The sequence below is a fragment of the Streptomyces sp. GESEQ-35 genome, from assembly GCF_017948485.1.
GTDB lineage: Bacteria > Actinomycetota > Actinomycetes > Streptomycetales > Streptomycetaceae > Streptomyces.
Genome location: NZ_JAFFSX010000037.1, coordinates 1 through 21,992 on the forward strand (window position 1 = coordinate 1; position 21,992 = coordinate 21,992).

A 21,992-nucleotide genomic window follows, 5' to 3' on the forward strand; every position below is an offset into this window, starting at 1 on the left:
CAGACCCACGAGAGGAGGCCGCACGAACCGTGTGTGAGGTGGTCACCCGGGGGGAGGAGGGGGCCGGGCCGCGGGGGTAGGGCGCGCGGGGGGGGGGGGGGCGCGGGGGGAGCGCCGCGCCCGGGCCCGCCCCGTGAGCTGGGCGTCGTAAGACCGTCTACGAAACCACCGCAGGATCGGCCGGTTTGGCCACCCGCTCGGCGTTGCCTTCGTCACCTACGGCGATGCCGCGCCGCTTGGAGACGTAGACCGCGCCGACGATCACAAGGAGCGAGAGCACCGCGATCGTGATGCGGACGCCGACGCTCTTGTCCTCGCCGTAGCTGAACTTGATCACCGCGGGTGCGATCAGCAGCGCCACCAGGTTCATGACCTTCAGCAGCGGGTTGATCGCGGGACCTGCGGTGTCCTTGAAGGGGTCGCCGACCGTGTCGCCGATCACCGTGGCGGCGTGGGCCTCACTGCCCTTGCCTCCGTGGTGACCGTCCTCGACGAGCTTCTTGGCGTTGTCCCAGGCACCGCCGGAGTTGGCGAGGAACACCGCCATCAGCGTGCCGGTGCCGATCGCTCCCGCGAGGAACGAGCCGAGGGCGCCGACGCCGAGCGTGAACCCGATGGCGATGGGTGCCATGACGGCCAGCAGGCCGGGCGTCGTGAGCTCCCTGAGGGCGTCCCTGGTGCAGATGTCGACGACCTTGCCGTATTCGGGCTTCTCGGTGTAGTCCATGATCCCGGGCCGCTCACGGAACTGCCGTCGCACCTCGTACACCACGGCCCCCGCCGACCGCGAGACCGCGTTGATCGCCAGTCCCGAGAACAGGAAGACGACCGCCGCGCCCGCAATGAGGCCGACGAGGTTGTTGGGCTGCGAGATGTCCATCATCAGGGTCATCGGCGCCCCCTCGCCGGTCAGTTTCTCGCCGACGTCCCGCGCGCCGGTCGTGATCGCGTCACGGTACGACCCGAAGAGCGCCGACGCCGCGAGTACGGCGGTGGCGATCGCGATGCCCTTGGTGATGGCCTTGGTGGTGTTGCCGACCGCGTCCAGGTCCGTGAGCACCTGGGCGCCCGCGCCCTCGACGTCGCCGGACATCTCGGCGATGCCCTGGGCGTTGTCGGAGACCGGCCCGAAGGTGTCCATCGCGACGATCACGCCGACCGTGGTGAGCAGGCCGGTCCCGGCCAGCGCCACCGCGAACAGCGCCAGCATGATCGACGTACCGCCGAGCAGGAAGGCCCCGTACACGCCGAGGCCGATCAACAGGGCGGTGTAGACGGCTGATTCGAGGCCGAGGGAGATACCGGCGAGGACAACGGTGGCCGGGCCGGTCAGCGAGCTCTTGCCGATGTCCCGCACCGGACGGCGGTTCGTCTCGGTGAAGTAGCCCGTCAGCTGCTGGATCACAGCGGCGAGCACGATGCCGATCCCCACCGCGACCAGCGCGAGGATCCGCGGATCGCCGCTCTTGGCCTGGATCGCCGCGTCGGTGACGCCGTCGAGATCGGCGTACGAGGACGGCAGATAGACGTAGACCGCGATCGCGACCAGCGCGAGCGAGATCACCGCGGAGATGAAGAACCCGCGGTTGATCGCGGACATGCCGCTGCGGTCGGAACGCTTCGGCGCCACCGCGAAGATGCCGATCATCGCGGTGATCACGCCGATCGCGGGCACGAGCAGCGGGAAGCCGAGCCCGGCATCGCCGAAGGCGGCCATACCGAGGATCAGCGCGGCGACGAGCGTCACGGCGTACGACTCGAACAGGTCGGCAGCCATGCCCGCGCAGTCGCCGACGTTGTCGCCCACATTGTCGGCGATGGTCGCGGCATTGCGCGGATCGTCCTCCGGAATGCCCTGCTCGACCTTGCCGACCAGGTCGGCGCCGACGTCGGCGGCCTTGGTGAAGATGCCGCCGCCGACTCGCATGAACATGGCGATCAGGGCGGCCCCGAGGCCGAAGCCTTCGAGCACCTTCGGTGCGTCGGCCGCGTACACCAGCACCACACAGGAGGCGCCCAGCAGACCGAGCCCCACCGTGAACATGCCGACGACGCCGCCCGTGCGGAAAGCGATCTTCATGGCTTTGTGCGAGACGGCGGTGAGATCCTTTTCCGGCTCCCCCTCCGCGGGGGTCGCCTCGCGCGCGGCGGCGGCGACTCGCACATTGCTCCGTACAGCGAGCCACATGCCGATATAACCGGTGGCCGCCGAGAACGCGGCGCCGATCAAGAAGAACGCCGATCGGCCGGCGCGCTGATTCCAGTCGTCCGCGGGCAGCAGCATGAGCAGGAAGAACACGATGACGGCGAAAACGCCGAGCGTGCGCAGCTGCCGTGCCAGATAGGCGTTCGCGCCCTCCTGGATGGCTTTTGCGATCTCCTTCATGCTGTCGGTGCCTTCGCCCGCCGCGAGCACCTGGCGGACCAGGACGCCTGCGACCACGAGAGCCGCGAGCGCGACGAGACCGATGATCATCACGAGGATGCGGTTGTCGTCGGTCAGGACTGCGGCTGCGAAGGTTGTGGGTTGGTCAAACTGATGAGGGGTAGAAAGCCCCGCCATTCGTCCTCCTTGACGCCTGTGCTGAGCTCAAGATGTGGACGGATTCTAGGTACCCGGACCTGATCAAAACAGTGGGCGGTAAACGGAATTAGCCTTCACATGCTCTTCAGCAAATGATCGACGTCACGTCACAGAACCCGAAAGTGGTAATGCCTCAAAGGCATTGACGCCCACATTGCCCCTTGATCGAATTATCGGATCATTGATCGTGAATTCCTTCACGAATTGCCCGGCGCTGTGCCGGAAAACACCAAGGGCCCTGCTCAGCAGGGCCCTTGGTGGTGAAGCGTGGGACAACTCAGCCGAGCGCCACGGTCGGCGGTGTGGTCGGCCAGGTCATACGGATCAGCCCGCCGTGCTCGCCGGCGGTGACCTCCACATCGTCGACGAGGCCGCTGATGACCGCGAGGCCCATCTCGTCCTCCTCGGTCTCCGCGTCGGGGTCCTCGGCGGCGCCGCCCGGCGCGCGGTCCCCGGGAGCAGAACGCGGTGCCTCGTCGCCGACCTCGATGGAGAACTGTTTCTCCTCCTCGATCAGCAGCACCTTCACCGGCGCCGTGATGCCGCCGCTCTGGTGCAGTCCGACGGCTCGGGTACAGGCCTCGCCGACAGCGAGTCTGACCTCGTCGAGGACGGCCTCGTCCACTCCGGCCCTGCGCGCCACCGCTGCCGCCACCAGTCGGGCGGTCCTGACGTGCTCGGGCAGCGCGCTGAAGCGGAGTTCAACGGTGGCCATGCATCCCCCTCGGAACTTCGGGCGTGCTGTCGGGGGACCGGGCTGCCGAAAGCCCGGACCCCCTGATGAACTTCTTCCGTCCCGGGCACGGACGACTGATCACTGGCCCGGGTCCGGTGGTCAGTCGGTGGCCGCCACCGCTTCCTCGACCGAGGTGTGAATGGGGAACACCTTGGTGAGACCGGTGATGCGGAAGATCTTCAAAATGCGCTCCTGGTTGCAGACCAGGCGCAACGAGCCCTCATGGGCACGCACACGCTTCAGGCCGCCGACCAGCACGCCGAGACCGGTGGAGTCGAGGAAGTCCACGCCCTCCATGTCGACGACGAGGTGAAAACTCCCGTCGTTCACCAGCTCGACGAGCTGCTCGCGCAGCTTGGGCGCGGTATAAACGTCGATTTCGCCACCGACCTTGACGATCGTGCGATCGCCGATGGTCTCGGTCGACAGGGACAGGTCCACGGATCCTCCAGCACCTTGCTATCGAGCGGTCGCCCCTCAGGTCACCTCGGCAGGGCCCGGGACGGTTCGCCAGCCGCGATGGCATTCAATCACTTACGGCAGGCGTGCACGACGCCTTGGTCCCATTGTCCGTCACGCCAGTGACACACTCGGTGCCGATGGCCAAGAATCACCGATCCGATCGACCCCCGACGGACCCCGCCTCCGGCCTCTCGCCCAGCACGGTCCTGGACCGGCTCGCCGCGGGGCCGAGCCGGGCTTCGCGCATCACTCATACGGAGCACTTGCCCCCGCGCGAGGGTCGCCATGCCGTCTGGCCCGATCGGATCCGTGCCGAGGTCATCGCGGCCGTGCAGGCGGCGGGCATCGAGCATCCCTGGGCCCACCAGGCCAGCGCGGCCGAGCACGCCCTGGACGGCGACTCGGTGGTCGTCGCCACCGGCACCGCGTCCGGCAAGTCCCTGGCCTATCTGACCCCCGTCCTGTCGACCCTCCTGGACGGGTCCGAGGCGCCGAACGGCCGCGGCACCACCGCGCTCTACCTGGCTCCCACGAAGGCTCTGGCGGCGGATCAGTGGCGATCTGTGAAGGAACTTTCACAACCACTGGGCAATTCGGTCCGACCCGCGGTCTACGACGGCGACACCCCGTTCGAGGAACGCGAGTGGATCCGCCAGTACGCCAACTACGTCCTCACCAACCCGGACATGCTGCATCGCGGCATACTCCCGTCCCACGCCCGCTGGTCCTCCTTCCTGAAGTCGCTGAAGTACGTCGTCATCGACGAGTGCCACACCTACCGCGGCGTCTTCGGCTCCCACGTCGCCCAGGTACTGCGCCGACTGCGCCGCCTGTGCGCGCGCTACGGTGCCTCGCCCGTGTTCCTGCTGGCCTCCGCGACCGCCGCCGAGCCCTCGGTCGCCGCCCGTCGCCTCACCGGCCTCCCGGTGGTCGAGGTCGCCGACGACGCCTCGCCACGCGGCGAACTGGTGTTTGCCCTGTGGGAGCCCCCGCTCACCGAGCTCCAGGGCGAGAAGGGCGCACCGGTCCGCCGTACCGCCACCGCCGAGACGGCCGACCTGCTGACCGACCTCGCCGTCCAGGGCGTGCGCACGGTCGCCTTCGTACGCTCCCGGCGCGGCGCCGAGCTGATCTCGGTGATCGCCCAGGAACGGCTGGCCGAGGTCGACCGGACCCTCGCCCGGCGGGTGGCCGCCTATCGCGGCGGCTACCTCCCCGAGGAACGCCGAGCCCTCGAACAGGCCCTGCACTCCGGCGAACTCCTCGGCCTCGCCGCGACCACCGCCCTCGAACTCGGCATCGACGTCTCCGGGTTGGACGCGGTCGTCATCGCCGGCTACCCGGGCACGCGCGCCTCCCTGTGGCAACAGGCGGGCCGGGCGGGCCGATCGGGGCAAGGGGCCCTCGCCATCCTGGTCGCCCGCGACGACCCCCTGGACACGTTCCTCGTCCACCACCCCGAGGCCCTGTTCGACCAGCCGGTCGAGTCGACCGTCCTCGACCCGGACAACCCGTATGTCCTGGCCCCGCACCTGTGCGCGGCCGCGGCGGAACTGCCGCTGACGGAAGACGACTTGGAACTGTTCGGCCCGGAGACGGAGGGCCTGCTGCCGCAACTGGAGGCCGCGAAGCTGCTGCGCCGCCGGACCAAGGCGTGGCACTGGACCCGCCGGGAACGGGCCGCCGACCTGACCGACATCCGGGGTGGCGGCGGTCAGCCGGTGCAGGTCGTCGAGTCCGGCACGGGACGGCTGCTCGGCACGGTGGACGCGGGTGCCGCGCACACGACGGTGCACGAAGGCGCGGTCCACCTCCACCAGGGCCGTACCTACCTGGTCCGCTCGCTGGACCTGGAGGACTCCGTGGCCCTGGTCGAGGAGGCCAACCCGCCGTACGCCACGGTCGCCCGCGACACGACGTCGATCTCCGTCCTGGAGACGGACGTCGAGATCCCCTGGGGCGACGGCCGTCTCTGCTACGGCTCCGTGGAGGTCACCAACCAAGTCGTCTCCTTCCTGCGTCGACGTGTCATCACCGGTGAAGTGCTGGGCGAGACGAAGCTCGACCTCCCTCCTCGTACGCTGCGCACGCGTGCCGTGTGGTGGACGGTCACCGAGGACCAGCTGGACGCCGCCCGGATCAACCCGGAGATCCTCGGCGGCGCCCTGCACGCCGCCGAGCACGCGTCGATCGGCATGCTGCCCCTCTTCGCGACCTGCGACCGCTGGGACATCGGCGGCGTCTCCGTCCCGCTGCACCCGGACACCCTCCTGCCGACGGTCTTCGTCTACGACGGCCACCCGGGCGGCGCGGGCTTCGCGGAGCGCGCCTTCCACACGGCCCGCTCCTGGCTGACGGCCACCCGACAGGCCATCGCCTCCTGCGAGTGCGACGCCGGGTGTCCGTCCTGCATCCAGTCCCCCAAGTGCGGAAACGGGAACGATCCGTTGCACAAGAGGGGGGCTGTGCGGCTGCTCACGGTGTTGCTGCGAGGGGCTCCTGAGGAGAAGGCGGACGAGGAGCCGGGGACGGAGCCGGTACTGGATCCGGTCCAAGGGCGGCCGGTCCGGGAGCCGACCCAGCATCCGGTCCAAGGGCCGGTCCAGCATCCGGCCCAAAGGTCTGCCCAAGAGCCGGTCCAGGATCCTGTGGGACCGCCCCCGCAGGCCCCGCCCGCGCCCTGACCTCCGCCGCAAACGGGCCCCGTCCCGATCTCGCCGTCACGTCCGAGATCTCGCCCACGACAGCGCACCGCACAAGCCGCGTGCCCTGTGCTCTCGCCACCCGGTCCGCCCGGACGCAGGCCGCGGCGCCGCCCTCCGCCCAGTGGTCGGCCGCCGCCAGCGCGGCAAGGTCCGCGGCGCCCGCCGCACTGTGCCGGGCCACGACAGCCTGCCCCAGGGCGAGTACGACGCCGAACACCACGCAGAGCACGGCGATGGCACCAACGCTCCAGACCGTGGCGGAACCTCGATCGGAGCACCGGACCAGGGCGGAACGCCGACTGGAGCAGCGCACGAAGTCGCAACCTCGGCCAGACCACCGCACGACGCGGGAACCTCGATCGGGCCGCATGACGCTGGAACCTCGACCGGGCCACCGCATGACGCTGGAACCTCGGCCGAACCACCGCACGCCACCGGAGCCCCGATCAGAGCACCTCGCGGCGGCCCAGCCCCGCCCAGAGCGGCCGTCGACGGCTGCTCCACCGCCCGAGGCCCAGCTCCCGCCCCTCAACTCCCCGCCTCCCCACTGTCCTCCGCCGATGCCACGGCCTCCTCCCGTACTTCGAAAGGCAGCCCGTCCAGCACCGGTGGCTTGGCCACGACCACCACACGGACCTGGTCGCCCTCCCTGCTGAGCGTGACCTGCGCGCCGCGGGGTGCCGCCTCTCGGGTCACCTCCACGACCGCGTCGGCCGGGTCCTGTCGGGCCGCCGCGCGGGCACCCGTCCTGGCCGCGTCGACACACTGGATCTGGGCGCCCACGACGAGCAGCCCCCACACCAACGCCATCGCGAACATCACCAGCACTGGCAGCACCACAGCCGACTCCGCCGTCACGAACCCCCGGTCCGCCTCCCGCGCGCATCCGGGGCGCAGTCGCCCGTCACATCCGCGCATCGAGCGCCCGTTTCACGATGGCCTGAAGTTCCGCGTTGACCTGCCCGCTCGTGACCACCTTGTAGAGGACCACCGCGAACGCCACCGCCGCGACGATCCCCATCGCGTACTCGGAGGTGACCATCCCCGCGTCCCTCCGCGCCAGCCGCGCCCCGCACATCAGGGCACGCAGCCGCGCCCATACCGCCTTGTACATCTCAACCCCCGTGAGGTTCAGCCCTGTTGATCTCTCGCTGTTCGTCGTACGTCGTTCACCAGCGCCGTGCCGTCATCCACCACCCCCTCCCAGCGCCCCGTCCGCGAGCCCGATCACCACGGGCAGCACGCCGACCGCGATGAACGCCGGCAGAAAGCACAGCCCCACCGGAACGGTGACCATGACGGCCGCCCGTCTGGCCCGTGCGGTCGCGGTGCGGGTCCAGTCGGCGCGGGCCTGAGCGGCCAGGTGGGCGACCGGTCCGGCCGCGGGGATCCCGGACACGTCGGCCCGTTCCAACAGCCGCGCCAGCGCCCCGGCCCCCGGCATGGAGGCCAGCCTCCGCCAGGCCGCACCGGGTTCACCGCCGAGCCGTACCTCTGCGGCACCGCGGGCCAACCCCTCCCCCACAGGACCTCCCAGGGCCTCACCCACGGCCTGCGCGGCGATCACCGGACCGGCGCCCGCGGCGATGCAGGCAGCCAGCAGATCGGCCGCGAGCGGAAGTTGCCGCGCCGCCTCACCGGCGTCGAATCCCTCGGCCGGCCCGGCGTTCAACCGCCGACGCCGCCACCGCCACAGCCCGACCGCACCCACCAGACCCACCGCGACCCCGGCGATTCCTCCGACGACAGCCCACCCGGCGCCCAGGATCCCCACCTCCGGCGCCCACCGCCGCACGACGTCCCGCAGATCGACGCGCACCCCGGCCGACGCCACCTCCAAGCCCAGCAACTCGGCAACCCGCTGCCGCACCCTCCGCTCACGCCGTACCGCCCCAACCCACCGCACGACCCACCCGAGCACCAGCACGGCCCCCAGAACCGCCCCCACCCTGTGGAAAACTTCCGCGCCCACTTCGCCTCCTTCTCCCGATCACGACCGACCACCCCACGAGCGCCAGGCACCGTCTGCCGCCGCCGACCACCGACCACCGCACCCGATACCGAGCCCGCTGCTCCCGAGACCGAGCCCGCTGCTCCCGCTCCCTCACATCGCCTCCGCGCCCGGCACGATCCGTGCAATCGACCGCACCTCCGCCGCCTCCGACTTCATCGATCACCAGGCAGCCCCGCCCCGCCCTCACACCGCCTCGGCCCCCCGCACAATCCGAGCAACCCACCACACCCCCACCACCTCCAGCAGCCCGCCGACCACCAGGCACCCGAACCCCGCTCCGGTGTGCAGCAGGACGTGCAGTGGGTCGGCGCCGAGGGCCGTGCCGAGGGTGAGGCCGAAGGCCGGGAGCGCGGCGAGCATCACCGCCGTGGAGCGGGCGCCGGCCAACTGGGCACGCAGGTCGGCCCGTTGGTCCCGCTCCGCGCGCAGGGCCGCCTCAAGCCGGTCGAGCCCGGCCGCGAGCCCCGCGCCCTGGTCCACGGCCACCCGCCAGCAGGCCGCGAGTCCCCGCAGCCCCTCGGCCCCCGGCTGTCGTGCCACGCCCGCGAGCGCACCCGGCACGTCCCCGCCGAATCTCGCCGCCGCCAGCACCGCCGCCTGAGCCGCCCCGAGCCCGCCGGAGTCGCGTGCCGCACACAGCAGCGCCTCACCCGGCTGCCGTCCGGCCCGCACCTCCCCGGCAAGCGCCGCGCACAACGCGATCACCGCGTCCGCGCGCCGCTCCCGCGCCCTCCGCGCCTCCCCGGCCAGCCGCAGCCGCCGTAGCAAGGGCACTCCGGCCGCCCCCGCGACAACCGGCAGCACCGACTCGCCCAGCACCGCCAGCACCAGCCCGGCGGCCGGCGCCCACCACTCGACCCGCAGCTTCCCGCGGATCCGCCGCAGCCGACCGACCGCGTCCCGCCACGCGGGCGGCCCGGTCCCCACCACCCCGCCGCCCGCGAGCAGCAACTGCGCCCGCCGTGCCCCGGAGTGCCATCCGCCCATCAGCCAGACCGCCGCCCCGACACACACCACGGCGGCTCCCGCCGACAGTTCACCCATCCCGATCACCCCTCCGTTCCCAGGCACCGCACGCGTCCCCCAGCAACTCCCGCAACCGCCCCCACCCCCGCTCCCGCACAAACGCCTCCTCGCCCCACCGCAGCGCCGGCACCGTCCGCACCAGCCCGGACGGATCCCGCTCCAGCACATGCACCTCCGCGATCCGCCGCCGCCCGGCCCGGTCACGCACGAGGTGCAGTACGACCGACAGAGCGGCCGCCAACTGGCTGTGCAGGGCGGCCCGGTCGAGCCCGGCCGCCGTGCCGAGCGCCTCCAGCCGGGCCGGCACGTCCGCGGCCGCGTTGGCGTGGACGGTCCCGCAGCCGCCCTCATGGCCCGTGTTCAGCGCGGCCAGCAAATGGACCACTTCGGGCCCGCGAACCTCCCCCACGACGAGCCGGTCGGGCCGCATCCGCAGGGCTTGCCGTACGAGGTTCTCGAGGGTGACGAGTCCCGCGCCCTCCTGGTTGGCGGGCCGGGTCTCCAACCGCACTACGTGCGGATGGTCGGGCCGCAGCTCCGCCGAGTCCTCGGCGAGCACGATCCGCTCACCGGATCCGACGAGCCCCAGCAGTGCGCTCAGCAGCGTCGTCTTGCCGCTGCCGGTCCCGCCGCTGATCAGGAAGGACAGCCGGGCCTCCAGGAGCGCCCGCAGCACTCCGTCCCCGCCCGGTGGAACCGTGCCCGCCGTCACCAGTTCGTCGAGCGTGAAGGCCCGGGGCCGTACGACCCGGAGGGACAGACACGCACAGCCCACGGCGACCGGAGGCAGCACCGCATGCAGTCGTGTCCCGTCGGGCAGCCGGGCGTCGACCCACGGTCGGGCGTCGTCCAGCCGCCGCCCGGCCACCGCGGCCAGACGCTGCGCAAGACGTCGTACGGCCGCCGCGTCGGCGAAGGAGACCGACGTCAACTCCAGTCCGCCGCCCCGGTCGACCCACACCCGGTCCGGGGAGGACACCAGGACGTCGGTCACCGAGGGGTCGGCGAGCAGTGGTTCCAGCGGGCCGCTGCCGACCAGCTCGGAGCGTAATTGCCGGGCCGCGCCGAGGACTTCGGCGTCGCCGAGCACCCGCCCCTGCTCCCGCAGCGCCTGTGCCACGCGCGCGGGTGTCGGCTCGGCACCGCTCTCGGCCAGCCACTGCCGTACGCCGTCCAGCAGTGGCCCGGGGAATGTGTTCATGCGGCGCTCGCCTCCATCAGCGCCCGCTCCCAGAACCCCTTGCAGAACCGCGCCAGCGGTCCGCGACCGGACGCCCCGGGCGGCGACTTGCTCTCGTGCGAACGCAGCAGCCCGGACTCCACGGGCACTTCGCCGGCCAGCGGCAGTCCGAGCAGCCGGGCCACCTCGCGGTCGTCGAGCCCGGGAGCGTACGGTCCGCGCACCGCCACCCGCAGGTCGCGCAGGACCATGCCGACGGCGGAGGCAACCCGCCCGGCGGCCGCGAGCGCGCGCAACTCGGCGGGCACCACGAGCAGCCCGACGTCGAGCTGGGCGAGGACCTCGGCGACCCCGTCGTCCAGGCGGCGGGGCAGATCGACGACCACAGTGCCGCCCCGGCGCCGGGCCGCGGCGAGCACCGCGCGTACGGCCTGCGGCGGGACGGCGATGCGGTCGCCGCGATCCCAGCTGAGCACCCGCAGCGAGTGCAGCCGTGGCAGCGACTCCTCCAGGGCGCCGCCGCCGACCCGCCCGCGCGAGGCGGCGAAGGCGGGCCAGCGCAGCCCCTCCGCGGTCTCGCCACCAAGGAGGACATCGAGTCCGCCGCCCAGCGGATCGGCGTCGACGAGCAGTGTGCGCAGCCCCTCCCGCGCGGAGGTGACGGCGAGCGCGCACGCGAGCGTGGAGGCACCTGCCCCGCCGCGGCCCCCGATGACGCCCACGGTGAGCGCGGGCCGGCCGACGCCCTCCGCGACGTCGGCGATGCGGTCGACCAGCCACTGCTCTCCGTCGGGGAGCATCAGGACGTGGTCGGCGCCGATCTCGACGGCCCGCTTCCAGACTCCGGGGTCGTCCTGGTCCCGGCCGACGAGCACGACCCCCCTTCGGCGCGCGGCCCCGTACACCCGCCGCGCCGCGTCGTCTCCGACGAGGACGAGCGGCGCGGCCTCCCAGCGCCCTCTGGGCTCCGGCACCCCGTGGTGCACCTCGGGTGTGGCACCGGCCGCCGCGCACAGGCGCAGCAGGTCGTCCAGCAGGTCGGCGTCTTCCGTGACGATCAACGGTCCGCCCTGTCGCCCTCCGGCGGCGGGCGGCGGATCGTGAGTGACGGCTGCGGCCACGATGTCCATCCCCCTTCGCGCGGGCCCGCACCGAGCCCGCGACGCATCTCTCCCGCAGGCCCGCACAGGACCCGCGACACATCTCTCACGCAGCCCCTGGGCCACGCGATTCCCAAACGTGTGAAGAACCGGCAACCGGCCTCCATATGAACAGCCGATAGGAACCGGCCAAACACGCCCCAGAAACCGGAACCAGCCGTGAAGTCGGCACGGTCGGGGCGCGCTGGAATCACGGTGCAGCGAACCCGGAAATCGTGTGGATCTTGGTCGATAACTGTGGACAACTCGATGGTTGTGAATATCGCCGTCACCCATACCGGTGACCCCTGTGCTGTCCCCTGTGCGACTCCCACAGAGCAGCCCGACGACTACGCACAGTGACGGATCACGGACATGCCGAAGAGGCGGCCGCAGCCGCCTCGCGATGGCCCTACGGCCGTGTGCAGTGAGGGAAAACCCGTCCGGACATGCGACGACCCCCGCCGGGGGGGAGAGCGGGGGTCGTCTTCACGGCCGACTCGGGGGGGGAGGAGCCGGACCGCGTTAGCACGGTCGCGAACGATCCGTGACTTCCATGGTGTACCCGAGAGCCTTCTCAGGCAAACCCACGCGCCCAGCTTACGCCGAATGGGCTGCCCCTATGCTCGGGGTTGTGGAAAACCACTCCTTGCCCCGCACAGCGGCCTTCTTTGACCTGGACAAGACGGTCATTGCGAAGTCGAGCACGCTCACCTTCAGCAAGTCGTTCTACCAAGGCGGACTGATCAACCGCAGGGCCGCCTTGCGTACCGCATATGCCCAGTTCGTCTTCCTCGCGGGCGGCGCCGACCACGACCAGATGGAGCGGATGCGCAAGTACCTGTCCGCGATGTGCCGCGGCTGGAACGTCCAGCAGGTGAAGGAGATCGTGGCCGAGACCCTTCACGACCTGATCGACCCGATCATCTACGACGAAGCCGCCTCCCTCATCGAGCAGCACCACACGGCGGGGCGGGACGTCGTGATCGTGTCCACGTCGGGTGCCGAGGTGGTAGAGCCCATCGGCGAACTGCTCGGCGCGGACCGGGTGGTCGCGACCCGGATGGTCGTGGGCGACGACGGCTGCTTCACCGGCGAGGTGGAGTACTACGCGTACGGCCCGACCAAGGCCGAGGCGATCAAGGAGCTGGCCGAGTCCGAGGGTTACGACCTCGAGCGCTGCTACGCCTACAGCGACTCGGCGACCGACCTGCCCATGCTCAAGTCGGTCGGCCATCCCCACGCCGTGAACCCGGACCGCACACTGCGCCGTGAAGCGCTCGCGCGCGGGTGGCCGATTCTCGACTTCCACCGCCCGGTCCGGCTCAAGCAGCGGATGCCCACCCTCTCCGTACCGTCGCGTCCAGCGCTCGTCGCGGTGGCCGCCATAGGGGCCGCGGCGGCCACCGCGGGCCTCGTCTGGTACGCCAGCCGACGTCGGGCCGCGGTCGCCTGACCTGCCCCCTTGCCTCCACGCGCGCGTGCTTCCACATATCGTCGACCGTTTAGTACACCTTTGAACCTAAAAGTAAAGAAGTGCAGCCACCACTTCCGCTTGCCCAGGTCCTGGAGTACAAAGGAGTCAACGGCCCGCGAGACCAAGGACATCCGAGAGGATCACCTTCAATACCGCATTTGGCCCCACGGACCGAGCATGGACACCGGGCACCCACGCGACGTCGACCCGTCGATTACGGGCCAGCCGCACCAGGCGACGGGCAAAGTTCCCGACCTGATGGGCAATATCTCGAGGACGCCTGGTAACCCGGTGGACATGCCAGCGGCGGTACGAGGACTCGTACCGCCGCAACCCCTGTCAGGCCCCTTTCGGGGCCTTTTTTCATGCGCTCATTTCTTGCGGCTCTCCTACTGCGCCGATCCGCCGCTACCCCTGCTACGCCGCTCCACGCTGTAGCGCCTCGCACACCGCCGTCGACTCACGCGCCCCCAGCTCAACCGCCTTGCCGCAGTGGGCGATCCAGGTGGCCATGCCCTCCGGAGTGCCGGAGACATAGCCGTCGAGCGCCGCCAGATAGGCCGCGCGACCGAGCTCGGCGTGGCCGACCTCCGCCGGACAGACCGACTTCGGGTCGAGACCGCTGCCCACCAGGACGATGCGCGCGGCCGTGCGCGCGACCAGGCCGTTGTGGGAGGCGAAGGGCCGCAGCGCAAGGAGTTCCCCGTGCACGACCGCGGCCGTCACCAGTGCGGGCGCCGAACTTACCGCGATGATCAGCTCGGACAGACCGTCCAGTCGCCCGGACACCTCCGCCGCGCTCGGCAGCGACAGTTCGACCAGGGGCTCATCGACCGGCTCGCCCTGCTGTCGGGGCCGCCCGACCTCGTCGGCGTTGCTCGCCGCCGCCACCAGATGCAGCCGGGCCAGCACACGCAGGGGCGACTGCCGCCAGACGGACAGGAGTTGGCCCGCCTCGGCGGTCAGCCTGAGGGCCGCGCCCACCCTGTGGGCCTCGTCGTCGCCGCTGAAGTCGGTACGCCGGCGCACCTCTTCGAGGGCCCAGTCGGCACCGGACAGCGCCGCGGAGCCGCGGGCCCCGCGCAGTGCCGCTTCGGAGGTGATCTCATTGCTGCGACGCCGCATGATCCGGTGGCCGTAGACCCGGTCCACGGCCTTGCGCACGGACTCCACGGACTCGGCCACACCGGGCAGCGAGCCCAGGGCCGCCAGCGGATCGGCGGTCGCACCTGTCGTACTCATGAGTACGACACTAGCCACACCGGGCGCGTGCCCCACGATTGAGTGGTCTTCTTCACGCCCGGCTGCCACCTACAGCTATCGCCCGACTACCCTTTGTGAATATGAAAATTGCTTTCGTTGGGAAGGGCGGCAGTGGCAAGACGACGCTGTCCTCCCTCTTCATTCGTCATCTCGCGGCCGACGGCGCACCGGTCGTCGCGATCGACGCGGACATCAACCAGCACCTGGGGGTCACGCTCGGCCTGGACGAGACGGACGCGGGCGAGCTGCCCGCGATGGGCGACCGGCTGCCGCTGATCAAGAACTATCTGCGCGGCACCAACCCCCACATCACGTCCGCCGAGACGATGATCAAGACGACGCCGCCCGGGGAGGGTTCACGGCTGCTGCGGGTCCGCGGGGACAATCCGGTGTACGACGCCTGCGCCCGGCCGGTGGAACTCGACGGTGGCGCCGTCCGTTTGATGGTCACGGGCCCCTTCACGGACGCCGACCTGGGGGTCGCCTGCTACCACTCCAAGACCGGAGCGGTGGAGCTGTGCCTGAACCACCTGGTGGACGGCCGTGACGAGTATGTCGTGGTCGACATGACAGCGGGCTCGGACTCCTTCGCCTCCGGCCTGTTCACCCGCTTCGACATCACGTTCCTCGTCGCCGAGCCGACCCGGAGGGGGATCTCCGTCTATCGCCAGTACAAGGAGTACGCCGCCGACTTCGGGGTCCTCCTCCAGGTCGTGGGCAACAAGGTGCATGGCCAGGAGGACCTCGACTTCCTCCGCGCCGAGGTCGGGGACGACCTGCTGGTGTCGGTCGGTCACTCGGACTGGGTGCGCGCCATGGAGAAGGGCCGCCCACCCCGGTTCGAGTTCCTGGAGGACGCGAGCCGCCGCGCCCTGCGGCTGCTGCGGACGGCCGCCGACGCGACGTACGAGCGGCGCGACTGGGAGCGCTATACGCAGCAGATGGTGCACTTCCATCTGAAGAACGCCCGGACGTGGGGCAATGAGCGCCTCGGGGTCGACCTGGCGGCGCAGGTCGACCCCGGGTTCGTGCTGGGCGAGGATGTCACGACCCTTGCGTGACGGCTTCTACCGCTGGTCCGCCGGCGCCCCGGGCGCGCCCTTCGGGGCCGGAGCCGGACGGGCGGACAAGAAGGACGCCCAGCCCTGCTTCGGGGCCTCGCCGACCTTCAGGGTGCGCAGCTTCCGCAGCGTCTTGGGGTCCTGGGCGTCCAGCCAGTCCGCCAGCTGCCGGAAGGACACGCAGCGCACCTCGGACTTGGTGCACACCTCCTCGACGACCTCCTCGACGGCCCTCATGTAGGTGCCGCCGTTCCAGGACTCGAAGTGGTTGCCGATGATCAGGGGGGCGCGATTGCCGTCGTAGGCCCGGAAGAAGCCCTTGAGCAGGCCGTCGCGCATCTGGTCACCCCAGTACTCGTACTTATCCGGGTCCCCCTGGGTGGTGGTGCCGGACTGGTTGACCATGAAGTTGTAGTCCATGGTGAGCTGTTCGTAGGTGTGCCCGGGGAACGGCACGAGCTGCATCGACAGGTCCCACAGACCTTCCTTCTTCTTCGGCCAGACCTGGTCGTTGACGCCGCTGGTGTCATAGCGGAAGCCCAGTTCGCGGGCGGCCTTCATGAAGTTCTCCTGGCCCTCCAGACAGGGGGTGCGGGCGCCGATGAGCTCCTTGTCGTAGTCGAAGGGCAGCGAAGCCGCCTTCTTCATACCGGTGTTGGTCTTCCAGGACTTCACGAACCGTTTCGCCTGGGCGATCTCGTCCTTCCATTCCTCGACCGACCACTCGCCGACCCCGCCGTCGGTGCCGCAGAAGTGGCCGTTGAAATGGGTGCCGATCTCGTTGCCCTCCAGCCACGCCAGGCGCAGTTGCTTGACGGTGTCGGCGATGCCGCGGTCGTCGTTGAAGCCGATGTCGGAGCGGCCGGACGTGTGTTGTGGGGGCCTGTAGAGGTCGCGCTTCGCCTCGGGCAGCACGTACACGCCGCTGAGGAAGTACGTCATCGTCGCGTCGTTGTTCTTGGCGACCTTGCGGAAGTGGGAGAACAGCCGCTGGCTGTCCTCGCCCGCGCCGTCCCAGGAGAACACGACGAACTGCGGTGGTTTCCGGCCGGGCTTGAGGCGTTCGGGTCTGGGCAGATGCGGCTGGGCTCCGGTGAACGAGGTGGAGCCGTCGCCGATCAGACGGACCACGCTCTTGGGCGGCAGCGCCGCCTTCTGCGGACCGGGGGCTCCTTGCTCGGGAGTTGGGGAAACACTGGTCCCCGTCGTGCAACCGGCTAGCGATGCGGCACAGGCCGCGGCGACCACGGCGCCCGTGGCGATCCTCTGGGTGGCGGCCATATTCCGCCCACCTTTCCTTCTCTCAGGCCAACGCTGATGAGTCGTTCTCGGGTGATGTGCCGGGAAGGGCCGACAGCGCCGCCAAGGTCGCACGGGATCGAGAATGAATTAGTACGACAAGCCGATAAAAAGCCCACGTCACTCATGGGAGTGAGGTATTCACCCATTTGACTGGAAAGTCTATGCTCGCCCTTTACTCTCCATTACGATCCATTTACCGAACGTTGATTTCATCCCGCCGCTGCACGCCGTGACCCACGGCCGCGACCCGACCCTCCGCCCTGAGCGGAGGACCACCAGATCTGCGACCGCGCCGCCCCGGAGGAGACGGGAAACATGTCTGCCTGCGTCCCCACCCGCGCCACCGATTCCCCCCGGCCCGAGCGCCGGCCCCACAGTCCCCCGCCGTCCCCTCGCCGCCGCTTCCGTATCGCGGGCCCCGATGTGTCGGCCTCGATCGCGGTCTTCCTGATCGCCCTGCCCCTGTCCCTCGGCATCGCCCTCGCCACCGGCGCGCCGCTCCAGGCCGGCCTCGTCGCCGCCGCCGTGGGCGGGCTCGTCGCCGGATGGCTCGGCGGCGCCCCGCTCCAGGTCAGCGGCCCCGCGGCCGGCCTGACCGTGGTCACCGCCGACCTCATCCAGCGGTACGGCTGGCGTACGACCTGCGCCATCACCGTCCTGGCCGGTCTCGCCCAACTCGGCCTGGGCCTCCTGCGCGTGGCGCGTTCCGCGCTCGCCGTGAGCCCCGCCATCGTGCACGGCATGCTCGCCGGTATCGGCGCCACCATCGCCGTCGCCCAGCTGCACATCGTCCTCGGCGGCACGCCGCACAGCTCGGTCGTCGACAACGTGCGGGAACTGCCCGCCCAGTTGGCACAGCTGCATCCGGCCGCGGTGTCGGTGAGCATCCTGACCCTCGCGATGCTCCTGCTGTGGCCCCGCATTCCCGGCCGTGTCGGCCGTCTCCTGCGCAAGGTGCCGGCCGCGCTCGTGGCCGTCGCCGGAGCCACCGCCATCGCCTCGCTCGCCGGACTGACCCTGCCCAAGGTCGACCTGCCGTCCTGGCGCAGTCACGCCCTGGCCGGACTCCCCGAGGGCCCGGTGCTCGGCCTGATCGCCGCCGTGCTCACCACCACGCTGGTGTGCAGTGTGCAGTCACTGCTCGGCGCGGTCGCCGTGGACAAGCTGGTGGCCTCCCGTGCCCATCCGGCGGCCGGCCGTCCCGGCCCGACCGCCCGCGTCGGCCGCTCCGACCTGAACCGCGAACTGCTCGGACAGGGCGCCGCCAACGTCGTCTCCGGCACGCTCGGCGGACTCCCCGTCGCGGGCGTGGCCGTGCGCAGCGTGGCGAATGTCCAATCAGGTGCCGTGAGCCGGAACTCCACGATGTTGCACGGCGTTTTCGTAGTAGTCGCCGCACTGCTGATGGTCCCGATCCTGGAGTTCATCCCGCTCGCCTCACTCGCCGCCCTGGTGATGGCCGTCGGCATCCAGATGGTGTCCCTGCACCACATCCGCACGGTGACCCGCCACCGAGAAGTGCTGGTGTACGCCGTCACCACACTCGGCGTGGTGCTTCTCGGCGTCCTGGAGGGCGTGGCGCTGGGGATCGCCGTGGCCGTCGCCGTCGCCCTGCACCGCCTCACCCGCACCCGTATCACGCACGACGAGAAGGAAGGAGTCCATCACGTCCATGTACGAGGGCAGTTGACGTTCCTCGCGGTGCCTCGGCTCAGCCGCGCCCTGCATCGCGTGCCCGAAGGGGCCCAGGTCGTCGTCGAGTTGGAAGGCTCCTTCATGGACCACGCGGCGTACGAGTCACTACAGGACTGGCAGAACTCGCACACCGCGCACGGCGGCACCGTCGAGGTGAGCGGCCGTCGCGTCGGGGTCCGGATCACCGAGCCCGCCGGCACCGGTACCGGTGAGCACGCCGACTGTCACTGCCGCCCCTGGACACCGTGGCGCAACCACCAGTGCGAACCCCCGAGGTCCGCGGTCACCCCCGACGGACACCCGACCGGCCTCGCCGACACCGGCGAGATCGGGCCCAGTACCCATGAACTGGCCCGTGGCATCAACACGTTCCACCGCAACACCGCGCCCCTGGTGCGGGGCGAGCTGGCCCGGCTGGCGCGCGAGGGGCAGCAGCCGGCTCAGCTCTTCCTCACCTGCGCCGACTCACGACTGGTCACGTCGATGATCACCTCCAGTGGTCCGGGCGATCTGTTCGTGGTGCGCAACGTGGGCAACCTCGTGCCGCCGCCCGGGGAGGAGAGCGGGGACGACTCGGTGGCGGCCGCGATCGAGTACGCGGTGGACGTGCTGAAGGTGCGGTCCATCACGGTGTGCGGGCACTCCGGGTGCGGCGCCATGCAGGCGCTGCTCAACTCCGAGTCCGGGGGCGGCCAGACGCCGCTCAAGCGGTGGCTGCGGCACGGGCTGCCCAGCCTGGAGCGCATGGCCGACGACACCCGGCCGTGGGCCCGGCTGGCCGGACGCAAGCCTGCCGACGCGGTCGAGCAGCTCTGCCTGACGAATGTGGTCCAGCAGCTGGAGCACCTGCGCGCCCACGAGTCGGTGACCCAGAGGCTGCGGGAGGGCTCGCTGGAGTTGCAGGGGATGTACTTCCACGTGGGCGAGGCCCAGGCGTACCTGCTCGCCGAGGGGGGCGAGGTCGAGGTGTTCGGCCATGTAGGTACGGCGGACGTGTCGGCGTGACCAGGGATGTGAGAGGCGTTACACCAAATGAACTCGCTGCTCCCGCTGTCCGTGGGAAGGGATGAGCCCGGCCGCCGGAAGGACCGCGGCGGGACCCGCAGACAGGTCTAAACCAATTTCCGGTCGGCCCTTGTCATTCGGCCCTCCGGTCTGATGAGCTGTGGCCTGGGACACAACGGACACCCTGGGAAAGGGAGATGTCGTGAGCAACGAAAGCCTGGCCAACCTGCTCAAGGAAGAGCGCAGGTTCGCACCCCCCGCCGACCTGGCCGCGAACGCCAATGTCACCGCGGAGGCGTATGAACAGGCCAAGGCTGACAGGCTCGGCTTCTGGGCCGAGCAGGCCAGGCGGCTGACCTGGGCCAAGGAACCGACCGAGACACTGGACTGGTCGAATCCGCCGTTCGCCAAGTGGTTCAAGGACGGCGAGCTGAACGTCGCGTACAACTGCGTCGACCGGCATGTCGAGGCGGGGAACGGCGATCGCGTCGCCATCCACTTCGAGGGCGAGCCCGGTGACAGCCGCGCGATCACCTACGCCGAGCTGAAGGACGAGGTCTCCAAGGCCGCAGGCGCCCTGCTGGAACTGGGCGTGCAGAAGGGCGACCGGGTCGCCGTCTACATGCCGATGATCCCCGAGACCGCGATCGCGATGCTGGCGTGCGCCCGGATCGGCGCCGCGCACTCCGTGGTCTTCGGCGGTTTCTCGGCGGACGCGCTCGCGACCCGGATCCAGGACGCGGACGCCAAGGTCGTCATCACCTCGGACGGCGGCTACCGGCGCGGCAAGCCGGCCGCGCTCAAGCCGGCCGTCGACGAGGCGGTCGCCAAGGCGGGCAATGTCGAGCACGTGCTCGTGGTCCGCCGTACCGGCCAGGAGGTCGCCTGGAACGACGAGCTGGACGTGTGGTGGCACGAGATCGTCGACCGGCAGTCCACCGAGCACACCCCCGAGGCCTTCGGGGCCGAGCACCCTCTGTTCATCCTCTACACGTCCGGTACGACGGGTAAGCCGAAGGGCATCCTGCACACCTCCGGCGGCTACCTCACGCAGACGTCGTACACCCACCACGCCGTCTTCGACCTCAAGCCGGAGACGGACGTGTACTGGTGCACCGCCGACGTCGGCTGGGTCACCGGGCACTCCTACATCGTCTACGGTCCGCTGGCGAACGGCGCGACGCAGGTCATGTACGAGGGCACGCCGGACACCCCGCACCAGGGGCGCTGGTGGGAGATCGTGCAGAAGTACGGGGTGACGATCCTCTACACGGCGCCGACCGCGATCCGTACGTTCATGAAGTGGGGCGACGACATCCCCGCGAAGTTCGATCTCAGCAGTCTGCGCATCCTCGGCTCCGTCGGTGAGCCCATCAACCCCGAGGCCTGGATCTGGTACCGCAAGCACATCGGCGCCGACGCGAAGCCGATCGTCGACACCTGGTGGCAGACCGAGACCGGCGCGATGATGATCTCGCCGCTGCCGGGGGTCACCGAGACCAAGCCGGGGTCCGCGCAGGTCCCGCTGCCCGGTATCTCCGCGACCGTCGTCGACGACGAGGCGCGGGAGGTCCCCGACGGCGGCGGTGGCTATCTGGTCCTGACCGAGCCGTGGCCGTCGATGCTGCGCACCATCTGGGGTGACGACCAGAGGTTCCTGGACACGTACTGGTCACGGTTCGAGGGCAAGTACTTCGCCGGTGACGGGGCGAAGAAGGACGACGACGGCGACATCTGGCTGCTCGGGCGGGTCGACGACGTCATGCTCGTGTCCGGGCACAACATCTCCACGACCGAGGTGGAGTCGGCGCTCGTGTCCCACCCCTCCGTCGCCGAGGCGGCCGTGGTCGGTGCCGCCGACGAGACGACCGGGCAGGCCATCGTCGCCTTTGTGATCCTGCGCGGGACGGCGAACGCCGAGGACGAGAATCTCGTCGCCGACCTGCGCAATCACGTCGGTGTCACCCTCGGCCCCATCGCCAAGCCGAAGCGGATCCTGCCGGTCGCGGAGCTGCCGAAGACCCGCTCCGGCAAGATCATGCGCCGTCTGCTGCGGGACGTGGCGGAGAACCGTCAGCTCGGTGATGTCACCACGCTGACCGACTCGACGGTCATGGACCTCATCCAGGCGAAGCTTCCGGCGGCGCCGAGCGAGGACTGAGTACGGCACTGAGGGGTACCCGGCGGCAGGCGCGCCGGGTGCCCCTTTTGCGTTTAACGTGAAGATCCCCCTGACGAGCCCGGCCGCATCTTAGGTAACCTAAGCAAAGCGTCAAGAACGTAACAACGAATCAAGGTGCGCCGGGAAGTCTGGTCGGCATGTGTTCCGTCCTGCCCACCGAC

Annotated in this window: 16 protein-coding genes and 1 pseudogene; 5 read left to right on the plus strand and 12 right to left on the minus strand. The window is 70.3% G+C overall.

Annotation, left to right across the window (positions count from 1 at the left end; translation table 11 throughout):
• Positions 1-157: 157 nt before the first annotated feature.
• From KCH87_RS44095 to bldG, 3 genes are all read right to left on the minus strand, one after another.
• Positions 158-2,563: a sodium-translocating pyrophosphatase gene (locus KCH87_RS44095; RefSeq protein WP_210593606.1), complete on the minus strand. Its 2,406-nt coding sequence runs from the start codon at positions 2,561-2,563 to the stop codon at positions 158-160.
• Between the two features lie 298 nt (positions 2,564-2,861).
• Positions 2,862-3,299, minus strand: coding sequence for an ATP-binding protein (locus KCH87_RS44100; protein WP_210593607.1), 438 nt, complete (start codon positions 3,297-3,299; stop codon positions 2,862-2,864).
• Positions 3,300-3,419: 120 nt separating this feature from the next.
• On the minus strand, positions 3,420-3,761 hold the full coding sequence (gene bldG / locus KCH87_RS44105) for an anti-sigma factor antagonist BldG (RefSeq protein WP_210593608.1): 342 nt from the start codon (positions 3,759-3,761) through the stop codon (positions 3,420-3,422).
• A gap of 158 nt (positions 3,762-3,919) precedes the next feature.
• On the opposite strand from bldG, the gene KCH87_RS44110 reads away from it, so the two are divergent.
• Entirely contained in the window at positions 3,920-6,466 is a 2,547-nt protein-coding gene (locus tag KCH87_RS44110; RefSeq protein WP_247197728.1) for a DEAD/DEAH box helicase, read from the plus strand.
• Between the two features lie 40 nt (positions 6,467-6,506).
• Here KCH87_RS44110 and KCH87_RS49745 read toward each other — a convergent pair.
• The 7 genes and pseudogenes from KCH87_RS49745 to ssd form a co-directional block, all read right to left on the minus strand.
• Positions 6,507-6,887, minus strand: a pseudogene (locus KCH87_RS49745) (Rv3654c family TadE-like protein); the annotation flags it as partial.
• 128 nt (positions 6,888-7,015) lie between these two features.
• Positions 7,016-7,405 (minus strand): TadE family type IV pilus minor pilin, encoded by a 390-nt coding sequence (locus tag KCH87_RS44120; RefSeq protein ID WP_210593610.1) that lies wholly within the window; start codon positions 7,403-7,405, stop codon positions 7,016-7,018.
• The gene (locus KCH87_RS44125; RefSeq protein ID WP_210593611.1) at positions 7,392-7,601 is read right to left on the minus strand and encodes a DUF4244 domain-containing protein; all 210 of its coding nucleotides are present in this window, start codon (positions 7,599-7,601) and stop codon (positions 7,392-7,394) included. Before KCH87_RS44125 ends, KCH87_RS44120 begins: the two co-directional genes overlap by 14 nt.
• 72 nt (positions 7,602-7,673) lie before the next feature.
• Positions 7,674-8,459: a type II secretion system F family protein gene (locus tag KCH87_RS44130; protein ID WP_210593612.1), complete on the minus strand. Its 786-nt coding sequence runs from the start codon at positions 8,457-8,459 to the stop codon at positions 7,674-7,676.
• 225 nt (positions 8,460-8,684) lie between these two features.
• Entirely contained in the window at positions 8,685-9,545 is an 861-nt protein-coding gene (locus KCH87_RS44135; protein ID WP_210593613.1) for a type II secretion system F family protein, read from the minus strand.
• The gene (locus KCH87_RS44140; protein ID WP_210593614.1) at positions 9,538-10,728 is read right to left on the minus strand and encodes a TadA family conjugal transfer-associated ATPase; all 1,191 of its coding nucleotides are present in this window, start codon (positions 10,726-10,728) and stop codon (positions 9,538-9,540) included. Before KCH87_RS44140 ends, KCH87_RS44135 begins: the two co-directional genes overlap by 8 nt.
• Positions 10,725-11,837: a septum site-determining protein Ssd gene (ssd, locus tag KCH87_RS44145; protein ID WP_210593615.1), complete on the minus strand. Its 1,113-nt coding sequence runs from the start codon at positions 11,835-11,837 to the stop codon at positions 10,725-10,727. Before ssd ends, KCH87_RS44140 begins: the two co-directional genes overlap by 4 nt.
• A gap of 631 nt (positions 11,838-12,468) precedes the next feature.
• Between ssd and KCH87_RS44150 the strand changes: the two genes are divergently transcribed.
• Positions 12,469-13,302, plus strand: a complete 834-nt coding sequence (locus KCH87_RS44150; protein WP_210593616.1) for an HAD family phosphatase — start codon at positions 12,469-12,471, stop codon at positions 13,300-13,302.
• A 438-nt stretch (positions 13,303-13,740) separates the two neighbouring features.
• Here KCH87_RS44150 and KCH87_RS44155 read toward each other — a convergent pair whose 3' ends face one another.
• Positions 13,741-14,565: a Fic family protein gene (locus tag KCH87_RS44155; protein WP_210593617.1), complete on the minus strand. Its 825-nt coding sequence runs from the start codon at positions 14,563-14,565 to the stop codon at positions 13,741-13,743.
• A gap of 101 nt (positions 14,566-14,666) precedes the next feature.
• Between KCH87_RS44155 and KCH87_RS44160 the strand changes: the two genes are divergently transcribed.
• On the plus strand, positions 14,667-15,647 hold the full coding sequence (locus KCH87_RS44160) for an ATP-binding protein (RefSeq protein ID WP_210593618.1): 981 nt from the start codon (positions 14,667-14,669) through the stop codon (positions 15,645-15,647).
• Between the two features lie 6 nt (positions 15,648-15,653).
• Here KCH87_RS44160 and KCH87_RS44165 read toward each other — a convergent pair whose 3' ends face one another.
• Positions 15,654-16,928, minus strand: a complete 1,275-nt coding sequence (locus tag KCH87_RS44165; RefSeq protein WP_210593619.1) for a hypothetical protein — start codon at positions 16,926-16,928, stop codon at positions 15,654-15,656.
• 336 nt (positions 16,929-17,264) lie between these two features.
• On the opposite strand from KCH87_RS44165, the gene KCH87_RS44170 reads away from it, so the two are divergent.
• Both KCH87_RS44170 and acs read left to right on the plus strand, forming a co-directional pair.
• Positions 17,265-19,649, plus strand: a complete 2,385-nt coding sequence (locus KCH87_RS44170) for a bifunctional SulP family inorganic anion transporter/carbonic anhydrase (protein ID WP_210593620.1) — start codon at positions 17,265-17,267, stop codon at positions 19,647-19,649.
• A 202-nt stretch (positions 19,650-19,851) separates the two neighbouring features.
• Positions 19,852-21,810: an acetate--CoA ligase gene (gene acs, locus KCH87_RS44175; RefSeq protein ID WP_210593621.1), complete on the plus strand. Its 1,959-nt coding sequence runs from the start codon at positions 19,852-19,854 to the stop codon at positions 21,808-21,810.
• Positions 21,811-21,992 lie beyond the last annotated feature (182 nt).